The organism is Pseudomonas sp. BJP69 (genome assembly GCF_007633355.1).
GTDB lineage: Bacteria > Pseudomonadota > Gammaproteobacteria > Pseudomonadales > Pseudomonadaceae > Aquipseudomonas > Aquipseudomonas juntendi.
This window is the reverse complement of sequence record NZ_CP041933.1, coordinates 1,412,176-1,436,957: the sequence shown is the minus strand read 5'-3', so window position 1 is coordinate 1,436,957 and position 24,782 is coordinate 1,412,176. Positions and strand designations below refer to the sequence as shown.

The following is a 24,782-nucleotide window of genomic DNA, read 5'->3' as shown; positions in this document are numbered from 1 at the left end:
GGCAAACAGGCAGTCTGCACCTAAGCGTCAGACAAAACGGATCAACGCTAGGGGTTTGAAATGTGTTCTGAGAATCACGCCGTTACTGACAATCCGTTGGTGACAGTGATCATCGCGTCTTACAACCATGCGCGCTACATCGAAGCCAGCATCATGAGCGTCATCAACCAGACCTACAGGAATATCGAGCTTCTGGTGATCGATGACGGTTCCAAGGACGACAGCCCCGCATTGCTCACGCGTTTGCAGCAGCAGCACGGTTTCTACCTACGCCTGCAGGCCAACCAGGGCCTGGCACGCACCCTCAACGATGCGATCGCGCAAGCCAAGGGCGACCTGATAGTGCCTTTTGGCTCTGACGACATCATGCTTGCGCACCGTATCGCCACCCAGGTGGCGTATATGCAGGGCAAGCCCGAGGTGGGAATTTGCTCAGCCAACATCGAAACCATCGACCAGGACGGCAAGGTGATGGGTGCCCGTGAGCAGCGCAACCGCAACCTGCCCTTCCGCCGCCTGGACTTCGACGACTTGTTCCTCGACCGCAAGCCAGGGCCCATGGCAGCCACTTTGATGCTGCGCCGTGAGGCCCTGGAAAAGGTAGGTGGCTTCAACCCGGATATCCGCCTGGAAGACGTTTACATCGAGTTGTCGATTGCTCGGGCCGGTTATTACATCGACGTGTTGGGTGAAGTACTGGCGCAGTACCGTGACCACCCTACCAATACCTTCAAGAACGGCCGCTTCATGGTTGATAACGTACTGCGAACCTTTGCAGTGTTCAGCGACCACCCGCAGTACGAGCAGGTTTGCATGAAATTCCGCAACTCCATGCTATTGAAGTACGCCAACCGGGACAAAGCGCTGAGCCGGGAAATGCTTGCGCAAATCCCGCTCAGGTACTGGAACCGCAAGACCCTGCGCGGGCTGTGGCGGTTGCTCTGGTCTTAAGTAACGCGGCCGCGCTGCCAATGGATCAGTGACTGCCCGTAGACCAGCGCCAACGGAATCCAGATCAGAAACCAATGCTCTTTCGGGCGTGACATGAATGCACTGCCTTCAGTCAGGCCCGAGACAAAGCCGAAGATCAGCCAGGTGGCAGCCAGCGTTACACCAGGGTGCTTGCGATAATTCCAGCAGAAGTACATGGCCAGGCTGTAGATCGTCATCCACAGCACCAAGCCCACCACCCCGCCTGAATACAGCACGCCCAACTCGATGTTATGGGGGTCGGCAAGCGTTTGCGCGAGGCCCGGAATAATCACGGTCATGGGCGTGTCGTAACCATGCCCCAGCCACGGATGCTCGCCAATCTGGCGCAGCGCCTCCAGCCAAATGGCCGGGCGATAGGACAAGCCCCGCTGCGTGATGGCCTCCGGGTAGACCAGCACCATGCCCAGCAGCGCGATCAACACCGCAGCCAGCGCCAACAGCCCGCGTTTACGGTCGCCGACAATAATCAGCCACGCCAATGCCGCGCCCAGGCCCATCAAAGGTGTCCGTGAACCTGTGGCTACTACCGTGGCGCCCAGGATCGCCAGCCACACCAGCGACATCGGGTCGAGCACGCGTTTTGCCTGGAACCAGTACGCCAGCCATACGGCTGTGAAAGCGCCCAGCACATGAGCGGTTAGTAGAGGGTTGTACAGGGCCCCGTAACCTTCCAGCCGGCTGGCACCCGCTGGCCGTTGGTAAAGCAGGAAATAGCCGAGGTACAGGGCCGCCGCTATCCCTACCAGAGTTGCAGCGATGCGCACGCACTGCTGGAGATGGGCCGGGGCATGCAGGCTGATCATGCCTGCCGATAGCAGCACCATGGCGATGTACAACGGCCTTTTCAGCAAGCTCCCTGCGGAGTTGGCCGAGTCGGACCATGCAATGCTCAGCATGGTGTACGCACAAAACACCAGGAATGCGATGAATAAAGGATTGCCGGCCAGCTTTTTCAGCATTGCCGGCTGCAATAGCAGCGCCACCAAGGTTGGCACTGCCAGCAGGATATAGAACAGCTTGTGGTAGAGAGAACGTTCCCCCACCCAGAACATGCCCGTGAGCATGACCAGCCAACCCAAAGGGAGAACATAGCTGTTGACCTTCCTTCCCCAGCGCTGGGCCGGGGATTCGACTAATACATCGGCTGACATTGACGTTCTCGACAAGAGTGGGGAACTCACGGGCTGCTTACTCGATGTGACCGTAACACAGGCATGTGAACAGAGCGCCTAACGCGCAAGGCTTTGGCCCAACGATGGCTCGGCACTCAGTTGCGAATTTCGGCAACAACGGCTGACAGCGCCTGGCCAGGGTTTGCCGCTTGGCTGATGGGCCGGCCGATCACCAGGTAATCCGAGCCGGCATCCAGCGCTTGGCGCGGGGTGAGGATGCGGCGCTGGTCATCCTGCGCGCTACCCGCCGGGCGAATACCCGGGGTCACCAACTGCAGCGCGGGGTGCGCCGCCTTCAAGGCCGGGGCCTCCAGCGCCGAGCAAACCAGCCCGTCCATGCCCGCTTTCTGCGCCAATGCCGCCAGTCGCAATACCTGCTCTTGCGGGTCTACATCCAGGCCGATGTCGGCCAGGTCTTCACGCTCCATGCTGGTCAGCACGGTCACGCCAATCAGCAACGGCTGCGGGCCGCTGCGCTTGGCCAGCTCTTCGCGGCAGGCCGCCATCATGCGCAGGCCACCGGAGCAATGCACGTTGACCATCCACACTCCCATTTCGGCCGCTGCCTTTACCGCCATGGCCGTGGTGTTGGGGATATCGTGGAACTTGAGGTCGAGGAACACTTCGAAGCCCTTGGCGCACAGGGTTTCGACAATACCCGAAGCGCTGCTGGTGAACAGCTCTTTGCCCACCTTTACCCGGCACAGCGCAGGGTCAAGCTGGTCAGCCAGCTTCAGGGCGGCATCACGGGTCGGGAAATCCAGGGCGACGATCAGGGGCGTCTGGCAGGCGGACATGGCAGGGTCTCTTGGCAAGTCGAAAACGGCGCGCATTGTAAACGAAGTGGCGCGGGCTTTGGGGCCCGCAGGTCACGGAATTGGCCCGGCACGGGCCGGCACCTATAATTGAACCAACGGAACGGGTAATTGCTCAAACTTTACACACGCGTTGCCCATGGCCCGATCAAAGGAGAACGACAATGCCCTGGTATGCCTGGCTGATCCTCATCATAGCCCTTGGCTCCATCGTCGGCGGGTTGATGATGTTGCGCGACACGGCCAAGAAACTGCCGCTTACCGATGAGCAACTGCGCAAGGTGCATGAGCGCAACGCCGAGGCAGATGCCAAGGATGCGCGGGATCGCTGAAATGCCCCGCCGTTGCCCGGGGCGCGAGGATTGTTTTTACGGCCACTTCTAAACGGGGCTGGGGGGTAGTGCCTGTTAGTTAAGCGTTACTGGGGCTGCTTTGCAGCCCTTCGCGGGCGTGCCCGCGAAGGGTCGCAAAGCGGCCCCAAATTACTTAACTGACTGGCACGCCCCCTGCCCCTCCTGCAGTTACTCCACCATCACCTTATCCCGGTTGCGCTCCAGCAGGGCATTGCCTATCCCCTTGATCTCCAGCAACTCATCCACCGAAGCAAACGGCCCGTTCGCTTCGCGGTAGGCCACAATAGCCTCGGCCTTGGCCTTGCCAATGCCATTCAGCTCCTTCTGCAGTGTGAGGGCATCGGCCTTGTTCAGGTCCAGCCGTTGCGGCTGCTGCACCTGCTGCTGGCTGACTATCGGCACCGGTTCGGCAACCGCTGCCGTATTGGCCGGGGCGGCACTGAGGGAAAAGGACAGGCTGGCGAACAGCGGCAGCAGCAGGTACGACAGAACGTTGTTACGCATGGTGAACACTCCTTGGGTTGGTCTTTTACAGCAGCCGGTTTCCTTCGGCTGTGCCAACAACCCTAGCGACTAACCCGGAAGCAAAACACCCACGCCCAGCAGCGAATGGTTACCAGATCCGTCAACAAGCCTATCAACCTCGCCGACCCTCAAACCGAGTTCACAGCCCCCCCTTAGGCGTCGTCCTCACTGAGGCATGGCCCTGCCGACCAACGTGTGGGCAAATGCCCAAATCTCCGCAAGCGCCTGCCCACCCTTAGCCGGCTGTTTTCCCACAAGGCACGCCGCAAAATGCCCCAAGAACCGGAAGCCTGACCTTGCCACTGTTGTCGGTGGAGGTGGAATGGGACGCCGCGTTACAAGACATCGACCTTGTCCTGGCCTTGGATCCCGATGGGACCAGTCAATCTGTCGAAATCAGTTATGTCAGACTTTCCTGAAACGCTTCCCCGCCTCTTCAGCTTTGGACAACAAGCGAACTATCCTACGCTCCGGTCAGAAGCAGCTGAATAGCCGGGGAAATGCCCCAGGGATAACTTCACCGGGTCGCCGATTTGGTGACCGGGTGTGAGAACCCGACGCGAGTTATCTGGCTTGACTGTAATGGCAGTCGTACGCGGGCAGACTACGGTCTGGCCGGGCTTTGTAGCTCCCTCGGTTTCTCACCCCGTGTACGACTGCCACCCTGATCCGTGAGAAAGATCCGCGTGGCGGTTCCACTTTTCAGGAGCTACAGCCATGAAAAACCACGACCAAGCCCCCATCCTAACCGCAGGCAGCGAAACCTTCCTCGAAGCCGGCAACCCCACCCTGGACCTGCTGCGCGTGCAGCCCGGCGTTCCGGTAGACGATGCGTATGAGCATGTCTCCGTGCTGCTAGGCTACTGCAAGCACCTGGTACGCGAAGGCGACATGGAAGATGACCACAAGATGCTGGGCGCAGCGGATTACCTACTGGCCCTGGCCAAGGCCCTGATGAACGACATCGAAATTGCCAAGAACAAACGCCACTAAAAGCACTGGCACCAGGCAATCCAAAACCAGTGATCGGGTCGAGGTAACGGGACAAGCCCGTCCCCCGTCCACACCACCGGAGGTGCGGTTTTCCGCACCCGGCGGTTGGACAGCAGGCAAATGCGGCGATACCCCGACCGAAATTGAATGCATACCAGCCGGCCAAAAGCTCCCCTATCCGCTCATGCTCAAAGAGCGGCTGAAAGATTGTAGAATCCCCCCGTCCGCAGTTAGCAAGGGCATGCTGACTACAATTCACTTGCCATGTCCCAATGGCTGCCCTTTGGGCCTATCGAGTAAAAAATGATCAAGATCAACTCCACCATCGAATGCTCCAACTCGGCTCCTTTTGTGCTGTTCGGCGGCATCAATGTTCTCGAGTCTGAAGACCTGGCGCTGACCGCCTGTGCCGAATACGTGCGCGTCACACAGAAGCTGGGCATCCCGTATGTGTTCAAAGCCAGCTTTGATAAAGCGAACCGCTCATCGATCCACTCCTACCGTGGCCCCGGCATGGAAGAAGGCCTGCGGATCTTCGAAAAGGTGAAGGCCGAGTTCGGCGTACCGATCATCACCGACGTTCATGAAATCTACCAGGCGGCCCCGGTCGCGGAAGTGGTCGATGTACTGCAGCTGCCGGCTTTCCTCGCCCGCCAGACAGACCTGGTGGTCGCCCTCGCCAAAACCGGCAAGCCAGTGAATATCAAAAAGCCGCAATTCCTTAGCCCGTCGCAAATGCAGAACATCGTGCACAAGTTCAAGGAAGCGGGTAATGACCAGCTGATCTTGTGTGACAGGGGAACTTGCATGGGCTACGACAACCTGGTCGTGGACATGCTTGGCTTCGGCGTCATGAAACGCACCTGCGAAGACCTGCCGATCATCTTTGACGTCACCCATGCCCTGCAAAACCGTGACCCATCCGGAGCGGCTTCCGGGGGCAGGCGTGAGCAGGTGGTAGAGCTGGCGCGTGCGGGAATGGGCGTGGGCCTGGCCGGCCTGTTCCTGGAAGCCCACCCTAACCCTGATCAAGCCAAGTGTGACGGCCCCAGCGCCCTGCCACTGGACAAGCTGGAACCCTTCCTCGCGCAAATCAAGGCGCTTGATGACCTGGTCAAGTCGTTCCCGCCGTTGACCATTGCTTAAGCTGCGATGATGAACTGGGCCGCTTCTGCGTCAGAAGCGGCCGTGTATCAAGACCCAGGGTTGCCGTCGAAAGTGTCAACAACGACAATCGCGCCGCCGGGGTCCACCACCATCAAGGCACGGATCTTGTTTTCCAGCATGTAGGCTTCAGCGACCGACACGCGGTAATCTGCCGCGATGGTATAAGGGTTCAACTTCATGGTTTCGATAACGGTGGAGTGAATGACCTGGTTACCCTTCAGCAAAGCACGGCGCAGATCGCCATCCGTCACAATGCCGACAAGCTGATTACCATCGACCTCAATGGCCAAGCCCAGCCGGCTTTGCGTCATCATCATCAAGCAGCCTTGAAAACTGCTCGCCGGTGACACGACTGGGGCGGGAGTGAATGCATGACGTCAGACACGCGAGTCAGCAATTTGCGACGCAGACTTCCCCCCCGGGTGATAGCGTGCAAAGTCCATCGGCTGGGACTGGTTCGCGGTAATCAAAGCCACAGCCAAGGCATCCCCTATGGCCATGGCTGCCAAAGTGGAAATGGTAGGTGCCAGATTGTTTGGGCACACCTCCCAGTCTATCGAAATATCAAGCCAGATATCGGAGTGTTTGGCCAGGGTGGAATGGCCATTCCCGGTCATTGCAATGAACTTATTACCAAATGACTTCAAGCTGGGGATCAGCTCGATCAGCTCTTCGGTCTCGCCGCTGTAACTGATCAGAATCAGCACACCTACGGGTTTAAGCATGCCCAGGTCGCCATGAAAAGCCTCTGCCGGGTGGGAACTCGGCGTGCCCGTGGAGGCGAACGTGGCCAACCATCTTTTTACCAATGAGGCCGGACTTGCCCATTCCGCATACCACTGTTCGCCCTGCACAGCCAAGAACCAAGTCGATCGCACGCTGGAACTGCCTGTCCAGACGCCCCCTAGCTTGGCGATCGCCTAGGTCTGGGCAAGAAGGGCTTCTTTTGCGATAGTTAGATGATTCATTTCGTTTACGTTTCAACAACCAGACAGAATTGTTGAATTTTTAGGTTTCACCTTGGGTCGAGCAATATTTAACCGCAGCAGCATCAGGTTCGCAGGCCGCAGCCACTCGCAGACTGAAAAACTACTTGCAGATAACGATCATACTACGACTGGTATACCCAGCCGGATTGATTCCGAATATATAATCCCCATCCTCCTCCTCAGAATCACCCGAACGGGCTATCACCTTATAACCACGAGAACTGCAAACGCTAACCGCCTTGGCATAGCATTTGTCCCAAGAAGAAGACAGCCCAGAACAATTTATGTGTAGCCCTTGCTTTCCCCTCCAGACTTCGGTTGTGGCAGTAGCTGCACAACCCGCAAGGGATACAACGATGAAAACCAGTATAATTTTATTCATACCGCCCCTCAAGCTAACCTACTGCTCGAGCGTACGCCTATTGGAGATAAGCAAGATCATTCGAGTACATCCAACTCATCCCTAAAAATCAGCATTCGCTATCGGTTTTGGTATTTCATGATAGCAGGAAACACGCCCTGAGCCACTCAGAGGTTTCCGAAGAAAGATAGTTGGCTTTCACACAATGGATTTTTCATAAAATAGCTAAAATCAGCTTTTCTGCCGCTGCTGATATATCCAGTCAACAATTTCTCCCGACGGAGAGTAGCCGCTTACCAATTCTCGCAACATTTGGCGAACGCGAGCAAAGTCGTCCACGCTCACGGCATTAAGCAATACGCCGAGCCGCTCGCGTAAAATTTCCCAACTCACGTAGTCTTCATTCGCCACCATGATCATTGGATGGAGTGTGGGGGAAACGTCATCACCGATCAACAGCTCTTCAAACAGCTTCTCACCGGGGCGTAGACCTGTGAACTCAATAGCGATATCGCCGCCAGGGTTATTTGCAGTGCGCACAGTAAGACCCGAGAGATGAATCATTTTTTCTGCCAATTCTACAATTTTCACAGGTTCCCCCATGTCGAGAACAAATACGTCTCCACCTTGACCCATCGCCCCTGCCTGAACGACCAACTGAGCGGCTTCGGGGATGGTCATAAAATAGCGAGTAATCTTCGGGTGGGTAACTGTAATCGGGCCACCTGCCTTGATCTGCCTGTGGAACAATGGGATAACCGAGCCGGAGGAGCCCAGCACATTGCCAAAGCGCACCATGGTGAAGCGGGTATTGTTTACCCGAGCGATCTTGCTGCAGTCACCGTACAGGACGGGTGCTGCTTCGCAGCTTAGCGCTTGTAGAATCAACTCGGAAAGACGCTTGGTGCCGCCCATCACGTTCGTGGGACGCACCGCTTTGTCAGTCGAGATAAGTACGAAGTTGGCGACACCTGATTGCAACGCAGCCTGAGCCGTGCACAGCGTGCCGAATACATTATTCAATATGCCTTCGGCCATGTTGTGCTCAACCATGGGCACATGCTTGTAGGCTGCCGCATGATAGACGGTAGCTACTCGCCAAGTGGACATGACATCGGCCAGGTGCTGCTGATTACGTACCGACCCCAGAATTGGCAGCAGGCGCACCGACAGCGACTCACGGGCAACACGCTGCTCCAGCTCACTGAGAATGGCATACAGATTATACTCGCTGTGGTCGAACAGCAGCAGTGTAGTGGGCCCAAGCCCAATGATCTGACGGCAAAGCTCAGAGCCTATGGAGCCACCCGCCCCGGTGACGAGTACCGCTTGCCTGTGAATACAGCGCTCGAGCAACCCTTCCTTGGCTGGGACCGGATCACGCCCAAGCAAATCGGCAATGTCCACGTCTTGAATGTCATCCACTTTGACCCGCCCACTTGCCAAATCGGCGAAGGCAGGCACGCTGCGCACATGCAAGGGATATGGTTCTAGCAAGGCGAGTATTTCCTTACGCCGTGCTCGCGATACTGAAGGCAGGGCAAGAAGGATTTCCTGCGCTCCGGTTTCCTTGATCATCTGCTGCAGATGCTTGGGCTTGTACACATGCAAGCCGGAAATAACCCGGTTGGCGAGATCACTGTCGTCATCAAGAAACGCCACAGGGCGCATTGTCCGCCCCATACGCAACGCTGCAAGTAGCTGGTTTCCAGCTGTCCCTGCGCCATAGATAGCGACCTTGACCAAGCCATCATCGCGGTTGGCGAACGGTATCTGATGTGCACCGGTAAACCAGTCACCCAGAAAATACTGGCGCATGATTAGGCGTAAACCACCTATTATGACCATGCTCAACCACCAGTAATTGAAGATGATTGAGCGTGGGACAATTACCTGATGGTTGCTGTACCAGTACACAGCAACTGCAAGAATTAGAGATGACAGAGTAACTGCCTTGATGATGGTCACCAATGCGTCATTGCCGAAGTAACGCATCACTGCCCGATACATCCCAAAACGGATGAACAGCGGAATGGCTACGACCGGTGCAATCATGAACAACCAGGCATGTTTGATCACCGGGTTGTACATTTCATCTATACCTAGGCGTACGATAAAGGACAACCACAACGCCAACCAGATCAGCACGACGTCGGCGCATACCTGGACAAGACGCTTTTTCCGCCTGGATAGGCTAACCAGGAATTCGCGCACCCTGCTGTTCTTCGCGTCGCTCATTCGGCCCTCCTCAGCGCAACAGGTGCTCGTTTAGCCAACCGGATCATGGCGCCCAACCACGTTTTGAGCACAACAATACGATGCCTTGCATGCCTGGGCATCCTATTCTTTTTCCCCTGCGTGATAGGTAATTGCCAGCAATATCAGAGGCACATAGGCAATCAAGGTTCCCATTGCGCCATCAAGATTCAACAGCAACACAGCCAGCGCCACGGGTAGCAGCCAAACCACATTGATAGCCGCCACGGCGAGGCTCACCGGCCGATGCTGACCATGACGGCGAGCCGCGTACTGATAAGCATGACTGCGATGCGCCTGGTACACCTTTTCACCGCGTAGCAAGCGCCGCCCCAGCGTGAACGTGGCATCCACCACGAAGACGCCTGAAAGGATCAGCCACCCCCAGAATAGTAGCGGATTTATCCAGCCGGCCTGCAGCGCCAAAAGCCCTAGCATAAGCCCCAGGAAACCGCTCCCGGCGTCTCCCATGAAGATTCGAGCAGGAGGAAAGTTCCAGTACAGAAATCCTCCTACTGCCGCAGCCAGCAGAAGCGGCAAAATCACTTCCTCTGCATGGCCACTGGCCGCGTACAACACACTGCCGCCCACGCACACGGAAATAGCTTCTATGCTTGCAAGGCCATCGATCCCATCCATGAAATTGTATAGATTGAGCAACCACACCAGATACAAAACGCCAATGCCGCCCAGCAGCCACCCTGAACTCAACGTCTGCCCTAAGATTACCAGCGGCGGCATGCCGCCAAGCCAGTAAAGGCCCCAGAATGCTGAAACGAAATGGCATAGCAAACGCCAGCGGGCAGCAATGTGCCCATGGTCGTCCATGAATCCGACAAATGCCACCAATGCACCGCCACCCAGCAACCCTAGTATCGGCCCGGTGGGAATAACATCAGACCAGCCAAGCGCCGCCAGAGCGGCTAGGAAGGTGAAGACAAAGGATAAACCGCCCCCACGGGGAGTCGGCATTGAGTGAGAGCTGCGGGCATTAGGTACATCGAGCAGGCTGCGTGCCAATGCATAGCGACGCAAGACCGCAGTTAGCAGCAGCGACGCAAGGCCAGCCAACAAAAGGAAGTACCAAATCATGATTGTCGGTTTTCCAAAAATGAACGTGCGGTCACCTGAAGACCTTGCTCCAGCGAGAAGGGTGGCTCCCAGCCGAGCAGTTCACGATTCTTGGTGATATCTACTCGCAATGAACCTAATAAGCGCTGCGTTAAGTCAGCCCGTCCGAGTATGCCCGCTGCAAGCTTTATCAAAGGTACTGGCACCGGCAGCAGCCGCGCTGGCCGGGAGAGAGCAACGCCCAAGCCCCGTAACAACTGTGGTAATGACACATCCTCGCCATCACTCGCAATGAATACCTCGTTTGCTGCACGCGGATGGTCGAGACAGACCATGATCAAATCAATGAGGTTACTCAACGCTACCAGGCTACGTCGGTTATCGACGGCGCCGAAGGGTAGTGGCACCCCCGACTGCACCCAACGCAACATGCTGTAGAAATTAGCTTTCACCCCCGGCCCATAGACCAGTACCGGGCGTATTACCACGACTTCCATATCACAGCCAGACGCCATTTTGAACAACCCCTGCTCAGCTTCATGCTTGGAGATACCATAAGCATCCTGGGGTGCCGGCGCATCGTTCGCGAACAAAGGCCGACCTGAATCGCTCGCCTCACCGTTGACTTTGATGGAACTGATATAAATGAAGCGCCGTACACCAGCAGCAGCAGCTTGCTGGGCAAGGTTCAAAGTACCTTCAACATTCACTTGGCGAAACGCAGCCAGGCTATCAGTTGCAGCTTCTTTCATTACATGTACCCGGCCAGCGGCGTGTACCAGTACATCAACACCAGCCAAAGCATCTGCCCAGTCAGTGGACCCGTTCAAATCACTGACGATGACAGCCTGCGTACCAGACGGCACTAGCTGGCCTGCCCCACGCAATGCCGCTCTCAGCCTCTCGCCCCGATCGGCCAGTGTACGGCATAAAGCGCTCCCTACGAAGCCACTGGCACCAGTGACAAGAACTGTGCGTCTATCCATCTAAGCTGTCTCGCGAACCTGTTCCTAGCAACCTCTCATCGGAGTCGCTGCCGCTGAGGGGAAACAAGGAAGTATACCTGTACCACGCGGGACGCTCGACGCAAATCTTGTAGGATAAAAGCCAAGTGCCAGCAGTGATCAGGTGTTCCCGATCGGCCTCTGCGTGCAAATGGCTAACACTTTTCAAATAAACAGCCTAAGACAAACGCTTTGAGTTTTATCGACAGCGTCAACGACGCACGTCCATGCTCGCCACATCGCCGCCTGGTAAGCTCGTTTCTGGAACAGGGCTAAGCCAAACATTGACGTGATCCACACTATCTTGATTCAACTCCCCTGCCCAACGGTTAAGCAGGAATAAATTGGTGATGAAGTCATACTGCGACTTGAGCAAATCGCGGCGGGCCTTAAACTCATTTTGCACCGATGTCAATACATCCACCGCATTCACCACACCAAAAGTAAACGCCTTTTGGGCCGCCACGCTGGACTTTTGAGCCGACGATAGGGCATTGCGATTGGCGCGAATTTTCTCGGCGCTAGATTGGGCGGTCAGGTAGGCAGTGGTGGTTTCTTTCACCACTTGCCTGCGAATGCCCTGTGCTTGAACCTCGGCCGCCAACTGCTCGTCATACAACCCCCGCACCCTTGCCGAAGTAGCCCCGCCACTGTAAATCGGAATTTTCAACCCCAGCGTTGCAACATAGCTATCGCTTCGCGGTGCCTGCGTGTTGTCGTAACCCTGGTCACTCTGCTGAGCGCTTAGGCTCAAGGCAAGCTGCGGGTAATGCTCGCCTTTCCCTTCTCGCACAGCAGCATTAGCTGCCTCGGCATTGCTCTGCGAGGCTTTCAGCATCGGGTTGGTTTCTACCGCCTGGGTGATCCAGCTTTGCAGCGGCCGGGTTGGCGCCTGCAAAGTCACGTCATTGCGTACGCGACTTAGCGGTTCGGTAATAGGCCTACCGACAATCTCGGCCAACGCTTCACGGCTCACCTGCACCTGGTTGCGAGCATCTAACTCTTGTGCGGCCAGCGCATCCACCCTTGCCTGCATGTCGAGCTTATCGGTGATTTTGGCCATTTGCCGCTCGAACATCATGCTTACGCGGTCGAGGTTTTTTTGCGTAGCGCGGCGCTCGGCCTGCACCAGCGCAAGCTCATCGTCGGCAGCCAAGGCCACGAAATAACGTTTGGCCAGATCAACAGTGGCCTCGGCAAGAGTATCTTCTGCCTGCTGGCCTTTCTGCGCATTGACGCTCTTGGACTTCTGATATCGCTCCCAAGCCGGCTTGTTGTACAGGTACTGGGTAAGGCTGAGAGAGTAAGTTTCGTTGTTGTAAATGTCGCGAGTGGTTTCGTTCTTACGCAGCACCCGGCTGCTGTTTGCATTAGCCGACACTTGAGGCAACAGGTTGCCAAGGGCTTCACGCTGCTGTTCGGCGGCCGAGCGAGCACGGGCGTAGGCCGACAGCACCCGCGGATCTTCCAGCCGGGCTTCTCGATACAGCCCCGCAAGATCAAGCGCGTAGGTGGACGCCGTAACAGCTTTTGATCGCTCAGTGTTTACGGCACCGTTCTCGACCGCCATTGCCTGCAATGCGGTCATGCAAATAATTACACCTGGTAGCAAGCGCAGCACAATCATTCCTCAATCAGCGACTGAGCGAACATGTTGCTCGCAGGTTTCAGCAGATATTCAAGCATGGTGCGCTCGCCTGCGTTGATCAATACCTCAGCGGGCATACCTGGCTGCAGCTTACGATTGCCCAGCTTCTTCATGCCGTCCTCAGATACTTTGACCCGCACCAAGTAGTATGGGTCGCCAGAGTGCTCGTCGGTCAGGCGGTCGGCCGAGATCCGCACCAGATTGCCTTCGATCACAGGGGTAGTAGCAGCGCTGAATGCGCTGAAGCGGATATCAGCAACCTTGCCTAATTTGAGACGGTCGATGTCCTTCGGCTCCACCCGGGCTTCGACAACCAGCTCGGAGTCTTCAGGGACAATATCCAGTAACGGTGTACCCGCGCTGACGACCCCACCAATGGTGTGCACCTTCATGTCCAGGACCATGCCGCTTTCTGGTGCGCGGATAACAACGCGGGACAAGCGGTCGCGCAAGGCCGCTTCTTTCTCTTGCAAATCAAAGACCTTGGCCTGCACATCCGACAATTCATTAGCGACATCTGAATCGAACTTTTTCTTCAGTTGCACGATCTGCAGCTCGGTTTCGCCAATTTGCAGCTTGGTTTTACTGATGGTCGACTCATGGTCGGCGACCTCGGTCTTGAGCATGTCCAGCCGGCGCTCTTGCTCCAGTAACCGCTGGTTGTCCACGAAGCCCTCGGCCAGCAGCTCTCGCAGTTGCTTGATTTCACCGCTGTACGACTTCTCCAGCCCGCGCTTGGTGCGGATCATGTCGTTAAGGCCGACGATCTGCTGCTTCATCTGCTCGATGCGTTCGCGGTTGACCGAGATTTCACCCTGCAAGGAATTGTGGCGAGCAGTGAAAACCTGCTGTTCGCCGCTCAGCGCTTCGGTAGCGCGGGCAGAATCGGTGCCATCCATCTGCACATTCGGGATCGTATCCAAACCATCCCGCTCAGCGCGCAGCCGCGCTTCTTTATAACGAGCCACGATGAGCTGGTTGCGGGTGGACTCATATTCGGCGCTCAACTGGCTTTCATCCAGCACGATCAGCGGGTCACCCTTCTTTACAAGGTCACCATCACGGGCGTGCAGCTCTTTGACGATGCCGCCCTCAAGGTGCTGAACGGTCTTGCGATAATTTTGCACGGTCACCACACCAGACCCGTGCACAGCATTGCTCAACGGCGCAAACGCCGCCCAAGTGCCGAAAATGCCAAAGGTTACGAACACGATGGTAAGGCCAAGGCGGCGGATGCCCCGGTCCGACGTGGGCATGTCATCGAAATTGTGGTCGAACGTGCTGATTGCTTTACTGCTCATCTGGAATTCCTTTTACACGCCAGTGCTGGTCGGTACGACCGGCGCTGCGGCAGCGGGCGCAGGGGAAGCCGGGGGGGGTGCCGCAGGCGCAGCAGCTGAGGGTTGCGGCTGCGCAGCCTGAGCCACACGCTGCTGGCCTTTGGCTTGTTGTGCGGCCAGCTCTGCGATGACACGGTCACGTTCGCCATACAGCGAAATGGTGCCGCCAGCCATTACCAATATACGGTCCAGGCGGGTAAGGATGTTGGGCCGGTGCGACACGATGAAGACCGTGGCTCCGGTTTCCTTCAGTTTTTGCAAGGCAACGCCCAAGGCGCGCTCGCCCACATCGTCCAGGTTGGAGTTGGGTTCGTCGAGCACGATCAGCCGTGGGTTGCCGTAGATGGCACGTGCCAGGCCAATGCGCTGACGCTGCCCGCCAGAAAGGTTGATACCCTCGCTGCCGATAATCGTGTCATAGCCGTCGGGCAGCATCAGAACCATCTCATGCACGCCTGCCATTTGCGCGGCGTGCACTACTTTTTCAGGGTCGATCTTGTCGAACCGGGCAATATTTTCGCTGATAGAGCCTTCAAACAACTCGATGTCTTGCGGCAAGTAGCCAACGTACTGACCGAGCGCTTGCTTATCCCAGCTGGAGATGTCAGCACCGTCCAGGCGCACCACACCATGTTGAGGCGGCCAGATACCCATCAGCGCTCGTACCAGCGTGGACTTTCCTGCCGCGCTTGGGCCGACGATACCGACGATGGAGCCGGCGGGCACAACAAAGCTGATGTTGCGGATGACGGGCGCCTTGGCCCCTGGCGGTGCGACCACAAGGTTTTCTACTTGAATCTGCCCCTCAGGCGCCGGCAGCGGCATGCGCTCTGGCTCGTTGCTCAGGTCGTCCATGACTTTGCTCAAGCGGTCGTACTGCACCTTGGCGGCAACGAAGCCTTTCCAACTGCTGATCATCTGATCGATCGGTGCCAACGCCCGCCCGAGCAGCAACGAACCTGCCATCAGCAGGCCTGGGTTGATTTCGTGAGTAATGACCAGATACGCACCAATGGCCAGCATGATCGACTGCGACCAGGTGCGGAAGGTTTTCGAAATAGATGTGACAATTCCACCCTTATCGCTGGCCTCCGACTGCAGCATCATGATACGACGCTGACGCTTGGCCCACCTGTTCATCAGCGTTTCGAGCATGCCCATAGACTCGATCACTTCAGCGTTGCGCAGCGTTTTGGTGGTGACCATGTTGGAGGCAACGTTCTCTTTGTTGGCGCTGGCTAACACATTGGCCGTCAATCGATGGTTAACCACCGCCAGTACGCCGAGTACGAGGCCGCACGCCAAGGTCATGAAGCCGAACCAAGGGTGAAACAGGAACATCACGACGGTATAAATGGGGAACCAAGGTGCGTCGAAAAACGCGAACAAACCAGAGCCCGTGAAAAACTGGCGAAGTGCCGTTAAATCGTTCAGCGACTGGGCCGTGGCATCCGACCCACCACTGTTAAGCGCACGTTTAAAGCTTGCTCGATAAACGTCGCGACTAAGCAGGACATCCAGTCGATTGCTGATGCGGACCATGATTCGCGAACGCACCCATTCGAGCGAACCCATGGTCACGACTAGCACTGTCAGGATCAACGTCAACATCAACAGCGTGGATGTACTGCTGGATGGGACCACGCGGCCCGAAATCTGGATCATGTAGAAGGTCGGTACCAGCATCAACGCGTTAACGAAGAAACTGAAAAAACCTACCGCCAGGAAGCTGCTTTTGCAGGCCTTGAGAGCGGCTTGCAGATTGTTGTCAGAAAGAGAACTCATGGCATCCATACTGAGAATGGCAAAAAACGGCTGGCAGTGTACCACCCACCAGTACTGAACAGGCCACCCCTTCCGGCCACACTGCCCATTGTCGACAAGTGACTGCAGGCGAGATGAAACATTCAATGATGCGCGTCAATTAAAGCTAAAGCGACGGCATAGCAGCGCAATCGCTGCACACCCCTGAGTGCCCGGTTGACATCTCGGTTGGGTGACATGCGACAGACGGCTATTTCTGCCTCTACAGGGCGACACAGCTGACCGCCGAGCGTGAAAAAACTGACGGCAATTTTTAAGTACTTTTTAAGTCTTTGATTCCTATGGTTTTTTTCGCCAAAAACCAAATCCGACACGTCTGCAAGGTTATCTACTTCGGCCGCCCGGGGACCTGGAGGCTTTCAGCAAGGTTCATTTTTTCGGTGAAATTTTTTTTACCTTTTTCGGTTGACATCTTTCTCTCCGCGCTGCATCTTCCCGGCTCGCAGGGAGCCTTAATTGGCCGTTTTGTGCACGCACGGGTTTGAGCAAGTTAGCTACCAGTGTTTTTGTGAAAAAGGAGCTTAACAACGCCATGTCTATGCCTTCACAACCCCTTGACGGCCTGAAAATTAGCTCCAGGGTTACGTTGCTGGAACCTGGCATGTACATCTTCCGGTTCGCATCTCAACCCCCAGCAGACAAACCTGTCTGCATTGCCTTGCAGCAAGCACCCTTGGGCAAAGGCTCGATCGACTTCTTCCCCGCCGAAGGCATCAGCAGGAATATGCTGACCAAGCTCGGAGACACCATTGTTGCGCGTGTTAAGGCGGCTGTAACCACCGTCCTGATCACCGAATACCACATGTTCGACGACGTAATCGAGCCCGTTGACCTAAGAATAGACCGTATCGATACTTCGCCGGCCATCATGCGCACTTTCGCCGTAGTGGCTACCGCCGAGCCTACCCCGGTACTACCCAGCACCTCTATCCCACCTTTCGAGCTCACTGCCCACCTGCAACGCAGTGGTGAAATCGTTTCGAGCCAAGGCTGGGTTGGCGCACCAGGCAACGATGATTTCATCGAAAGCTTTGCTATCAATTGGCCTGACAAGCCCGCCGGCGTGGATCTGCTGTACACCTGCATGGTGGCCGGGTCCGGCCCGAGCCGCAACGTATCCACCGGCACCTTCGTCGGGTTACGTGGCGAAGGTCTGCCCCTGATCAGCGTGGGATTCAGCCTAGTCGGCCCGCAGCGCAAACTTTACGAATTGACAGGCCATATCGTGTTCGGCGATGCCGAACCTCAACGCCTCTCGACCAATCAGATGATGCATGGCCCCACCGGCAACGAGCCACTGGTGGCGCTGCATATCGCCATTACTCCCGCTACGAAGATGAACGCTGTCCGCTCTAAGTCTCCGTGGGACAACTCTGCCCATCAGCAGAAAAACAGCACTGCAAGCCAACCGGCTTGAATAGCAGGAATTCAACATGCAATACGATAACCCCGTTTCGTCCGATCAGTTCTCCAACTACCTGGACAATACCGCTCTGTCGGACAGCACTGTAGCCGCTATCAGCACTTTGCTGGGCCTGGATGCTGAAGGCGCTCAAGTGAATGTTGCCAGCTTCGACGGCGTGAACCTGCAGCTGCCATCCAGCGGCAACGTTGACGTGGTTACCGGCGTGATCGCTGGTACTCCGTCTGACCTGGTTACTGTAGATCTGTCCGAAGCTGAAGCCGCTGGCGCGAGCGCATTCATTCTGGAAGGCAACGCCAGCCTGAATGTAACCCTTCAAGGCCAAGCTGGTGCAGCACCTCAAGCCTTCGCCGCCTTGGCAGCCGACATTGCCGCTACCGCCTCGACCGATGATATCGGCCTGGTAGTAGCCACTGGCGGTGGTAACGACGTCATCACCGTAACCGGTGACGCCAACTCGTTCATCGATGCAGGCGCAGGTAACGACGTCATCACCACCGGCAACGGCAACAACACCGTCATCGCTGGCGCAGGCAACAACGTTGTCAAAACTGGCGCAGGCAATGACACCGTCGTTCTGAGCGGCACTGCTCACACTGACGTGGTAGACACCGGTGCTGGCTACGATGTCGTCCAGCTGGACGGCTCGCGCGATGACTACAACTTCGCCACTGGCAACAACTTCAATGTCAACCTGACCAGCGCTGCAGCTGGCGTAGGCCAGACCGCTTCGATCAGCAACGCTGAGTTCCTGACCTTCGTTGACGGTGACACAGTGGAAACCGTTGCACTGGCTCACAGCGCTGACGAAGCCACTGCTCTGCGTCTGTACCAGGGTATTCTGGACCGCGACGCTGACCTGCAAGGTGCCAAAGACTTTGTTGGCGCAGTGAATGCTGGCGTTTCGCTGACCGACATTGCCAACATCTTCCTGAACTCGAACGAGTTCGCTGGCGCCGTCAACGCTACCGACATCAACGAACTGTACCAAGCTCTGCTGGGTCGTGACGCTGATGCCGATGGCGCTGCTGCCTGGGCTGCTCAGCTGGCTAACGGCTCGCAGTCTCTGTCCGACATCGCCGCCGCCATCGCTACCTCCCAGGAAGCGATCGCTGGTGACCAGTCGAACGGCGACTTCGTCCGCGAGCTGTACGAAAACGTGCTGGGCCGCCCAGCAGAAGAAGAAGGCCTGAACGCTTGGGTAGGCCAGCTGTTCAACGGCGCAAGCCGTGCTGACGTGGCTGCTGCCATTGTTGGTTCCGCTGAAGCCAACACCAAGTCGGACAGCGACTTCATCGAAGGCCTGTACCAGTCCGCTCTGGGCCGTGCTTCGGATGCAGACGGTAAAGCTGATTGGCTGGCTCTGCTGGCTAACGGCGGCACCCACGCTGATGTGGCACTGGGCATCGTTGGTTCCGACGAAGCTGCTGCTCACATCGACAACGTCGTTGTGCTGCACGGCCAAGTCTAACTAGCCCTGCTGTAACGAAGCGTGTGCCTGGCCGCGAGGCTGGGCATACGCCAAAAGGGGGCGACTTTCGAGTCGCCCCTCTTTTTTATTATTTGTAGCCAAGCCAAGCTTATGTCCAGACACCTCGACCATGGGCGAGAAACGCTCATGGACATTTTCCACCGCCATCGCCTGGCCAACGAACAGGAAGCGGCGGCGGCCGCACTCGAGTGCGCCCTGCAGACCGCCGAGTATCGGCCGGAGGCACTGGTGTGGAAAGGCATTGCGGCATTGCCGCAAAAGCCAGAGCTGGCCTTTCTTTATTTTACCAACGCCACTCAGGCACTGCCCGAACGCGCAGACATCCACGCGCTGGTCGGGCGCAGCTTGCTGGCGCAGCAACACTACAAACTGGCCACCCGCTACCTGACAACAGCGTGGCAAACCCAACCCAACGACCTTGGCTTGCGGCTGACCCTATGGCAGGCGCGTAGCCAATCCGAACCTCCCGCCGAGCTGCGGCGCATGATTATGGCTCACCTGCCCTACATCAACACCGGCCAGGAACTGGCCTTGGTGCTGAAGCTGCTGGCGAGCCAAACGGATGCTCCTCGCTTGCTGGGCGTTGCGCGTTTTCTGCCGGAGCAGCGGGTAATTCAAGGCTGGGCAATCGACCTGGGCAACCTCCAGGAACCCGCAGCGCTCAGGATCGAAGCAAACGGCCTCAAGGTCGACACGATTGCCAGCGCGCCGAACCCTTTGCTTAGCGCCGCCGGCCTTCCCAACAGCCATGGTGGTCTGCGAATCAGCGTACCGACCCCCACCGCAGCGGTGCACCTGCGCTTTGCCGACGGCACACCGCTGCTGGATAGCCCAGTTTTTGCCATGCCCGCCTTCGCGCCCCCTCCGGTCGCGCCCTGCGCTGGCAAACAACAGCCGGTGGATGTGCTGATTCCAGTTTACAACGGACTGGAAGAGACACTGGAATGCATCACCAGCGCCTTGGATGCGCGCAAACTGAATCGCACCCCCCACCGCCTGGTGGTGATCGAAGATGCGACCCCGCTTCCTGCACTTGCCAAAGCACTAAAGGTACTGGCAGGCAGGGGCAAAATCACCCTGGTCAACAACACGGTCAACCTGGGTTTCATCCGCAGTATGAACCGCGCCATGGCGCTTAGCCCGAACAAAGACGTGGTGTGGCTGAACGCTGATACCCGGGTACATGGGGACTGGCTGGACCGATTGCGCCAAGTGGCTTACAGCGATGCAGAAATAGCGTCGGTCACACCGTTTACCAACAACGGCGAACTGATGAGTTTCCCGCAAAGCCGAGTCAGCCACAGCATGCCAAACGCGCGACAGCAGGCCGAACTCGACGACCTCGCGCGACATTGCCACACTCCGCCTATTGAAATCGAAACCGGGTGCGGCTTTTGCCTATACATCAAGCGCACCGCACTTGATGAAGTGGGCTACCTCGACGAAGTGCACCTGGCCCGGGGCTACGGCGAAGAAACTGACTGGTGCCTGCGCGCCCGCAACCTCGGCTGGCGCCACATGGGCGCACCCAACGTGTTCGTCGCGCACCAAGGTGGTATTTCATTCGGTGCCGAGAAGAACCTGCGGGTGGCCTACAATAATGCCATCTTGCGTCAGCGTTACCCTGACGCTTCTGCCCGCTTCAACCGGTTTTGCCTGCGCGACCCGATCAAATCCGCCCGCCAGGCCCTGCAACATGCACGCCTGCGCAAGCTGGCCAGCCTGCCAGCCGCCGCCCGCGAAGCCTTTTGGCCTGCGAATGTTGAGCGCGTGCTGCACCTGCACGATGGCTCGTACGACAATGCAGCGTTCAGCCTTGCCTGGCAGCACGATGGCCACCACGCTCGAGTGAGCCTGCATGCTCCACTGCAACCGTTGGCACTGCACCTAGACTTTCACCTGCCCGGCGATTTCGATCTGCTGGTTGAGGCGCTGCGCAACTTGCCGCTTGAAGCGCTTGCATATGAGCAGTTGGCTCACTGCCCTGCCCTGCTGCGCGACCTCCCCCACCTGCTGGGGACACCCTATCGCATTAACGGTTCTGACAACTGCCTGCTGAAGCCGGATGCCGACTGGCAGCGCTTCGCGCGCGAAGCCATCAGCGTAAAAATGCCCTGGCAAGCATTACACGACCCATGCAAAAGCAGCCTACCAGCCGCCAACTGGTTACCGCCGACGCCGACTCAGTGCCAGCCACCGGCAAGCGGAACACCCCGCACCCTTCTGATCGGCGATTCCCTGACCAACCCCGCCCTTGCCCAGCGCTGGCTGGCGCTGGCCAGGCGGGCGGTCCGTGAAAAACTACCACTGATACTGCTGGCTAAAGACGACACGCCCTGGCTGAAGACACTGCAAGTGACAGGCGCCGTTCTCCGGCTGCCGGAAGTTCAAGACTTCAGCCTTGCCGACCGGGCCCAAGCTGCGGGTTGCGATGGGGTGCTGAGCCTGGATGAAAGCCCAGGTGCAGGTTGGACAGCGCCGATGCTGGCCAACCACATCGGCGTTGCCTTGTTCGCCAGCCCGAGCCCGGTCGCCGACGAGGCCAGAGCAAGCACACCCGCGTTCCCCCCCTTCACACCGAGCCAAGCCTGATGACCCAAGAATTGCTGCAAAAGCCCCAGGCGGGCCAACCCCGCGTCACACTTCAAGCCTTCAGTGGCGCCATCCTGGGGCTACAGGGTGACGTGCTGCAGGGTTGGGCGATGGATAACACGCAGCCTGAACTGCGGCCGGTCGTGGAAATCTTAATCGACGGTGCTGGCGTCGCCCTGGCGCGCGCTGACCAGTTCGAACCGCAAGCGCCTCACGGCGACCAATTCCACGGCTTCACCGTGCAACTGCGAGAAAGCTGGCTGGCCGACGCCAGCGTGATCACTGCACGCATCGCCAACCAGGCCTGGGTGCTGGACGGCACAATCGCACTGCCCGCCACCGCCACATCACAAACGCCAGCCTTCGCTTCGCAGGTTTGGCACACAGGCGGCCTGCGCGTTGCGGGCTGGTCATGGGATCCACATTCACCAAACCGCCACGTGCAAGTTTCGGTGCGCCGAGACGGCCAGGTTCTAGCCCAGGTCATCTGCAATACTCATCACCAGGCGCTAGCCTATCGGGCGACAAGCGATCACGGCTTCAGCCTCGACCTACCCTGGGAACTGGCCGACGGGCAGGTGCATGTGCTGGAAGTGGTGAACGACCTTGGCCAACCCTTGGCAGGCAGCCCTATTCGAGTGTGCTGCCGACCCGAAGGTGCCGCTGGACTGCTACGCCAGCTAAGCCCGGGCCATGATGCAGCAACCCTGGCACTGCTGACCGAAGTGACAAAAGAGCAAGATCTGCTCCTGGGCAAAAGCGCAGGCTGGCAGCACTACCCTCAATGGTTTGAAGCATTCCAGCGCCTGGAGAACCTGCCTCGCCCGGCGATGCGCGGCAAAATCGGCCTATTGCTGATTGGCGAAGGCGATGCGGCGAAAGAACAAATAAGCCTTGCAAGCTTCGGGGCCGATCGCGAGCGTATCCACCACCTTGTCACCGCCTCCGGCCAGGTGGTTGTACCGGCGCTTCAGCAACTGCTGGCAGCAGGCTGTGACCGAATTCTGCCGTTAGCTGCTGGTGACCGCCTGGCCCCGCTTGCACTGCCACACCTCAGCGCCCTGCTTGATGACGGCTGTGCATGGGCTTTCGCCGATTGTGATCGCGACGGCCCACAGGGCGAGCGCACCCTGCCTTGGCTCAAGCCCGTTTGGGATATCGATTTGTTTGTAGGCGCCGATATTTTCTCGCCCGGTGCCATCTTTGGCTCAGTGATCGTTGAGCACGCCCTGGGGTTGCTGACACAACGGGCCCAACAGCCTGCAGCAAACTGGCACGATCTTATGGCAGCGATAGCGTTGGCCACGCAAAACAGTGACGCTAATGTGGTGCATTTGCCCCGCGTGCTTTACCACCGGGCCCACGATTTGCCGGCGAGCCCGGAAATGGCAGCACCCTCGCCGGAGCGCCTGCACGCCGTGGCGTGGATGTGCCAGACCATCGCTGCGGGCGCCGTGGTTGGTAACGTGCAGCAATACCCAGCACTGCTCAGAGCGCAATGGCCGCTGCCAAACCAGTTGCCCCGGGTTAGCCTTGTTGTACCGACGCGCGATCAATACGAGTTGCTGCACACATGCATCGAAGGGCTGTTGACTGGCACAGATTATCCAAACGTAGAAATCATTGTTGTCGACAACCAATCCACCGACCAACAAACGCTCGACTACCTTAGCGAACTGAAAGCGCGCGGCGTGACCGTGCTGCATCATCCGTTCCCGTTCAATTACTCGGCAATTAACAACCGTGCCACCAGCGTGGCCACCGGCGACGTAATAGGGCTAATCAACAATGATATTGAAATCATTGACAGTGGCTGGCTGAAAGAAATGGTCGCCCAATTGATGCGCCCGAATATAGGCGCGGTAGGCGCTAAACTGTTGTGGCCAAACAAAATGGTCCAACATGGCGGAGTGGTAATAGGCGTGAACGGACTGGCTGCGCATAGCGGCAATGTGCTTTCATCACAAGACCCGGGCTATTTGGGTAACAATCAGATAACCCGCCGCCAGAGTGCTGTCACTGCAGCCTGCCTTCTACTGCGCAAACATGTGTATGACGCTGTTGGCGGTCTGAATGAAAGCACATTCCCCGTGGCGTTCAACGATGTTGACCTATGCTTGAAAATTCGCCAACAAGGCTTGCATGTGGTGTGGACAGCTTTTGCCCAGCTCATTCACGCTGAGTCAGCCAGCCGCGGCAAAGACGTAGCGCCAGAAAAGCGCGCCCGCGCACTACGCGAGCAGCAGAAATTTATTGAGCGGTGGACGCTCGACCACTACAATGACCCGTTTTACAACCCAGCGCTGGCCCTGGATTATGTAACTGGGCCGTACGGTGGACTAGCAATGCCAGTTACCAGCGTTGCTACACGGACGAACAACGACCCAGCCAATGGGTCACGGGAAGAAAGGGATCGCTAGATGTACGGCACGGATGGTATTGCCCCCAAAACTTTACCTCCCATCACTATGCTGGGCACTTCAAAGCCAGCATTGCGTTATGCCGTGCCTCATACGTTGTTATTCCAAACAATTCCAAGCTTAGCGCAGCCGAACAGTCCTGCAATACAAAATTGCTTCTGTTTTTTTGCCCGCATGCCTGTGCGTCATCCGCAATGGTTCGCCGGTCAACCTGGACCCACAAAGCCAAGACCTTACGCCAGCCAGCCAAGGCCGTATTGCCATAGCCTGGCGCGCCCAGTAAACCTCCATTCGCACCCTATTGCAGACCAAACGCCATGAACACCCTCTCTGCACCGGCAGCA

At 57.5% G+C, this 24,782-nt stretch carries 18 protein-coding genes and 1 pseudogene; 8 read left to right on the top strand and 11 right to left on the bottom strand.

All coding sequences use genetic code 11. The annotated features are described in order from the left end of the window. Positions 1-60 precede the first annotated feature (60 nt). Complete coding sequence (locus FPB55_RS06635; protein WP_029887676.1) at positions 61-951, top strand: glycosyltransferase; 891 nt, start codon at positions 61-63, stop codon at positions 949-951. Here the strand turns inward: FPB55_RS06635 and FPB55_RS06630 are convergent. Both FPB55_RS06630 and pyrF read right to left on the bottom strand, forming a co-directional pair. Further along, entirely contained in the window at positions 948-2,144 is a 1,197-nt protein-coding gene (locus tag FPB55_RS06630; protein WP_054890038.1) for an O-antigen ligase family protein, read from the bottom strand. The genes FPB55_RS06635 and FPB55_RS06630 overlap by 4 nt on opposite strands. A 116-nt stretch (positions 2,145-2,260) precedes the next feature. Further along, entirely contained in the window at positions 2,261-2,962 is a 702-nt protein-coding gene (gene pyrF, locus FPB55_RS06625) for an orotidine-5'-phosphate decarboxylase (RefSeq protein ID WP_009685949.1), read from the bottom strand. Between the two features lie 182 nt (positions 2,963-3,144). On the opposite strand from pyrF, the gene FPB55_RS06620 reads away from it, so the two are divergent. After that, positions 3,145-3,312, top strand: a complete 168-nt coding sequence (locus tag FPB55_RS06620) for a DUF2897 family protein (protein WP_009685950.1) — start codon at positions 3,145-3,147, stop codon at positions 3,310-3,312. A 189-nt stretch (positions 3,313-3,501) separates the two neighbouring features. On the opposite strand, the gene FPB55_RS06615 is transcribed toward FPB55_RS06620, so the two are convergent. Beyond that, entirely contained in the window at positions 3,502-3,837 is a 336-nt protein-coding gene (locus FPB55_RS06615; protein WP_029885250.1) for a helix-hairpin-helix domain-containing protein, read from the bottom strand. Between the two features lie 738 nt (positions 3,838-4,575). Here FPB55_RS06615 and FPB55_RS06610 point away from each other — a divergent pair. Then, positions 4,576-4,851: a DUF3077 domain-containing protein gene (locus tag FPB55_RS06610; protein WP_144187837.1), complete on the top strand. Its 276-nt coding sequence runs from the start codon at positions 4,576-4,578 to the stop codon at positions 4,849-4,851. A gap of 303 nt (positions 4,852-5,154) precedes the next feature. Continuing rightward, entirely contained in the window at positions 5,155-5,997 is an 843-nt protein-coding gene (kdsA, locus tag FPB55_RS06605; protein ID WP_009685954.1) for a 3-deoxy-8-phosphooctulonate synthase, read from the top strand. Positions 5,998-6,044: 47 nt separating this feature from the next. On the opposite strand, the pseudogene FPB55_RS06600 reads toward kdsA, so the two are convergent. The 8 genes and pseudogenes from FPB55_RS06600 to FPB55_RS06565 all read right to left on the bottom strand — a co-directional run bounded on the left by FPB55_RS06600 (position 6,045) and on the right by FPB55_RS06565 (position 16,472). After that, positions 6,045-6,935 (bottom strand): annotated as a pseudogene (locus FPB55_RS06600) (KpsF/GutQ family sugar-phosphate isomerase). Between the two features lie 172 nt (positions 6,936-7,107). Beyond that, complete coding sequence (locus tag FPB55_RS26490; RefSeq protein WP_144187835.1) at positions 7,108-7,389, bottom strand: hypothetical protein; 282 nt, start codon at positions 7,387-7,389, stop codon at positions 7,108-7,110. 210 nt (positions 7,390-7,599) lie between these two features. Beyond that, positions 7,600-9,606, bottom strand: coding sequence for a nucleoside-diphosphate sugar epimerase/dehydratase (locus FPB55_RS06590; protein ID WP_144187833.1), 2,007 nt, complete (start codon positions 9,604-9,606; stop codon positions 7,600-7,602). A 102-nt stretch (positions 9,607-9,708) separates the two neighbouring features. Continuing rightward, entirely contained in the window at positions 9,709-10,716 is a 1,008-nt protein-coding gene (locus FPB55_RS06585; protein WP_144187831.1) for a glycosyltransferase family 4 protein, read from the bottom strand. Further along, the gene (locus FPB55_RS06580) at positions 10,713-11,681 is read right to left on the bottom strand and encodes an SDR family oxidoreductase (RefSeq protein WP_144187829.1); all 969 of its coding nucleotides are present in this window, start codon (positions 11,679-11,681) and stop codon (positions 10,713-10,715) included. Before FPB55_RS06580 ends, FPB55_RS06585 begins: the two co-directional genes overlap by 4 nt. Positions 11,682-11,910: 229 nt before the next feature. Next, positions 11,911-13,326: a TolC family outer membrane protein gene (locus FPB55_RS06575; RefSeq protein WP_144187827.1), complete on the bottom strand. Its 1,416-nt coding sequence runs from the start codon at positions 13,324-13,326 to the stop codon at positions 11,911-11,913. Then, complete coding sequence (locus FPB55_RS06570; RefSeq protein ID WP_144187825.1) at positions 13,323-14,648, bottom strand: HlyD family type I secretion periplasmic adaptor subunit; 1,326 nt, start codon at positions 14,646-14,648, stop codon at positions 13,323-13,325. The genes FPB55_RS06575 and FPB55_RS06570 overlap by 4 nt, the downstream gene beginning before the upstream one ends. A 12-nt stretch (positions 14,649-14,660) precedes the next feature. After that, positions 14,661-16,472, bottom strand: a complete 1,812-nt coding sequence (locus FPB55_RS06565; protein ID WP_144187823.1) for a type I secretion system permease/ATPase — start codon at positions 16,470-16,472, stop codon at positions 14,661-14,663. Between the two features lie 577 nt (positions 16,473-17,049). Here FPB55_RS06565 and FPB55_RS06560 point away from each other — a divergent pair. The 4 genes from FPB55_RS06560 to FPB55_RS06545 all read left to right on the top strand — a co-directional run bounded on the left by FPB55_RS06560 (position 17,050) and on the right by FPB55_RS06545 (position 24,438). Next, positions 17,050-17,928 carry a hypothetical protein gene (locus tag FPB55_RS06560; protein ID WP_144189603.1) on the top strand — a complete coding sequence of 293 codons (879 nt, stop codon included), beginning with the start codon at positions 17,050-17,052 and terminating at the stop codon, positions 17,926-17,928. A 16-nt stretch (positions 17,929-17,944) separates the two neighbouring features. Further along, positions 17,945-19,405: a DUF4214 domain-containing protein gene (locus FPB55_RS06555; RefSeq protein ID WP_144187821.1), complete on the top strand. Its 1,461-nt coding sequence runs from the start codon at positions 17,945-17,947 to the stop codon at positions 19,403-19,405. A 147-nt stretch (positions 19,406-19,552) separates the two neighbouring features. Then, positions 19,553-22,018 (top strand): glycosyltransferase family 2 protein, encoded by a 2,466-nt coding sequence (locus FPB55_RS06550; RefSeq protein ID WP_144189601.1) that lies wholly within the window; start codon positions 19,553-19,555, stop codon positions 22,016-22,018. Continuing rightward, positions 22,018-24,438: a glycosyltransferase gene (locus FPB55_RS06545; protein ID WP_144187819.1), complete on the top strand. Its 2,421-nt coding sequence runs from the start codon at positions 22,018-22,020 to the stop codon at positions 24,436-24,438. The genes FPB55_RS06550 and FPB55_RS06545 overlap by 1 nt, the downstream gene beginning before the upstream one ends. Positions 24,439-24,782 lie beyond the last annotated feature (344 nt).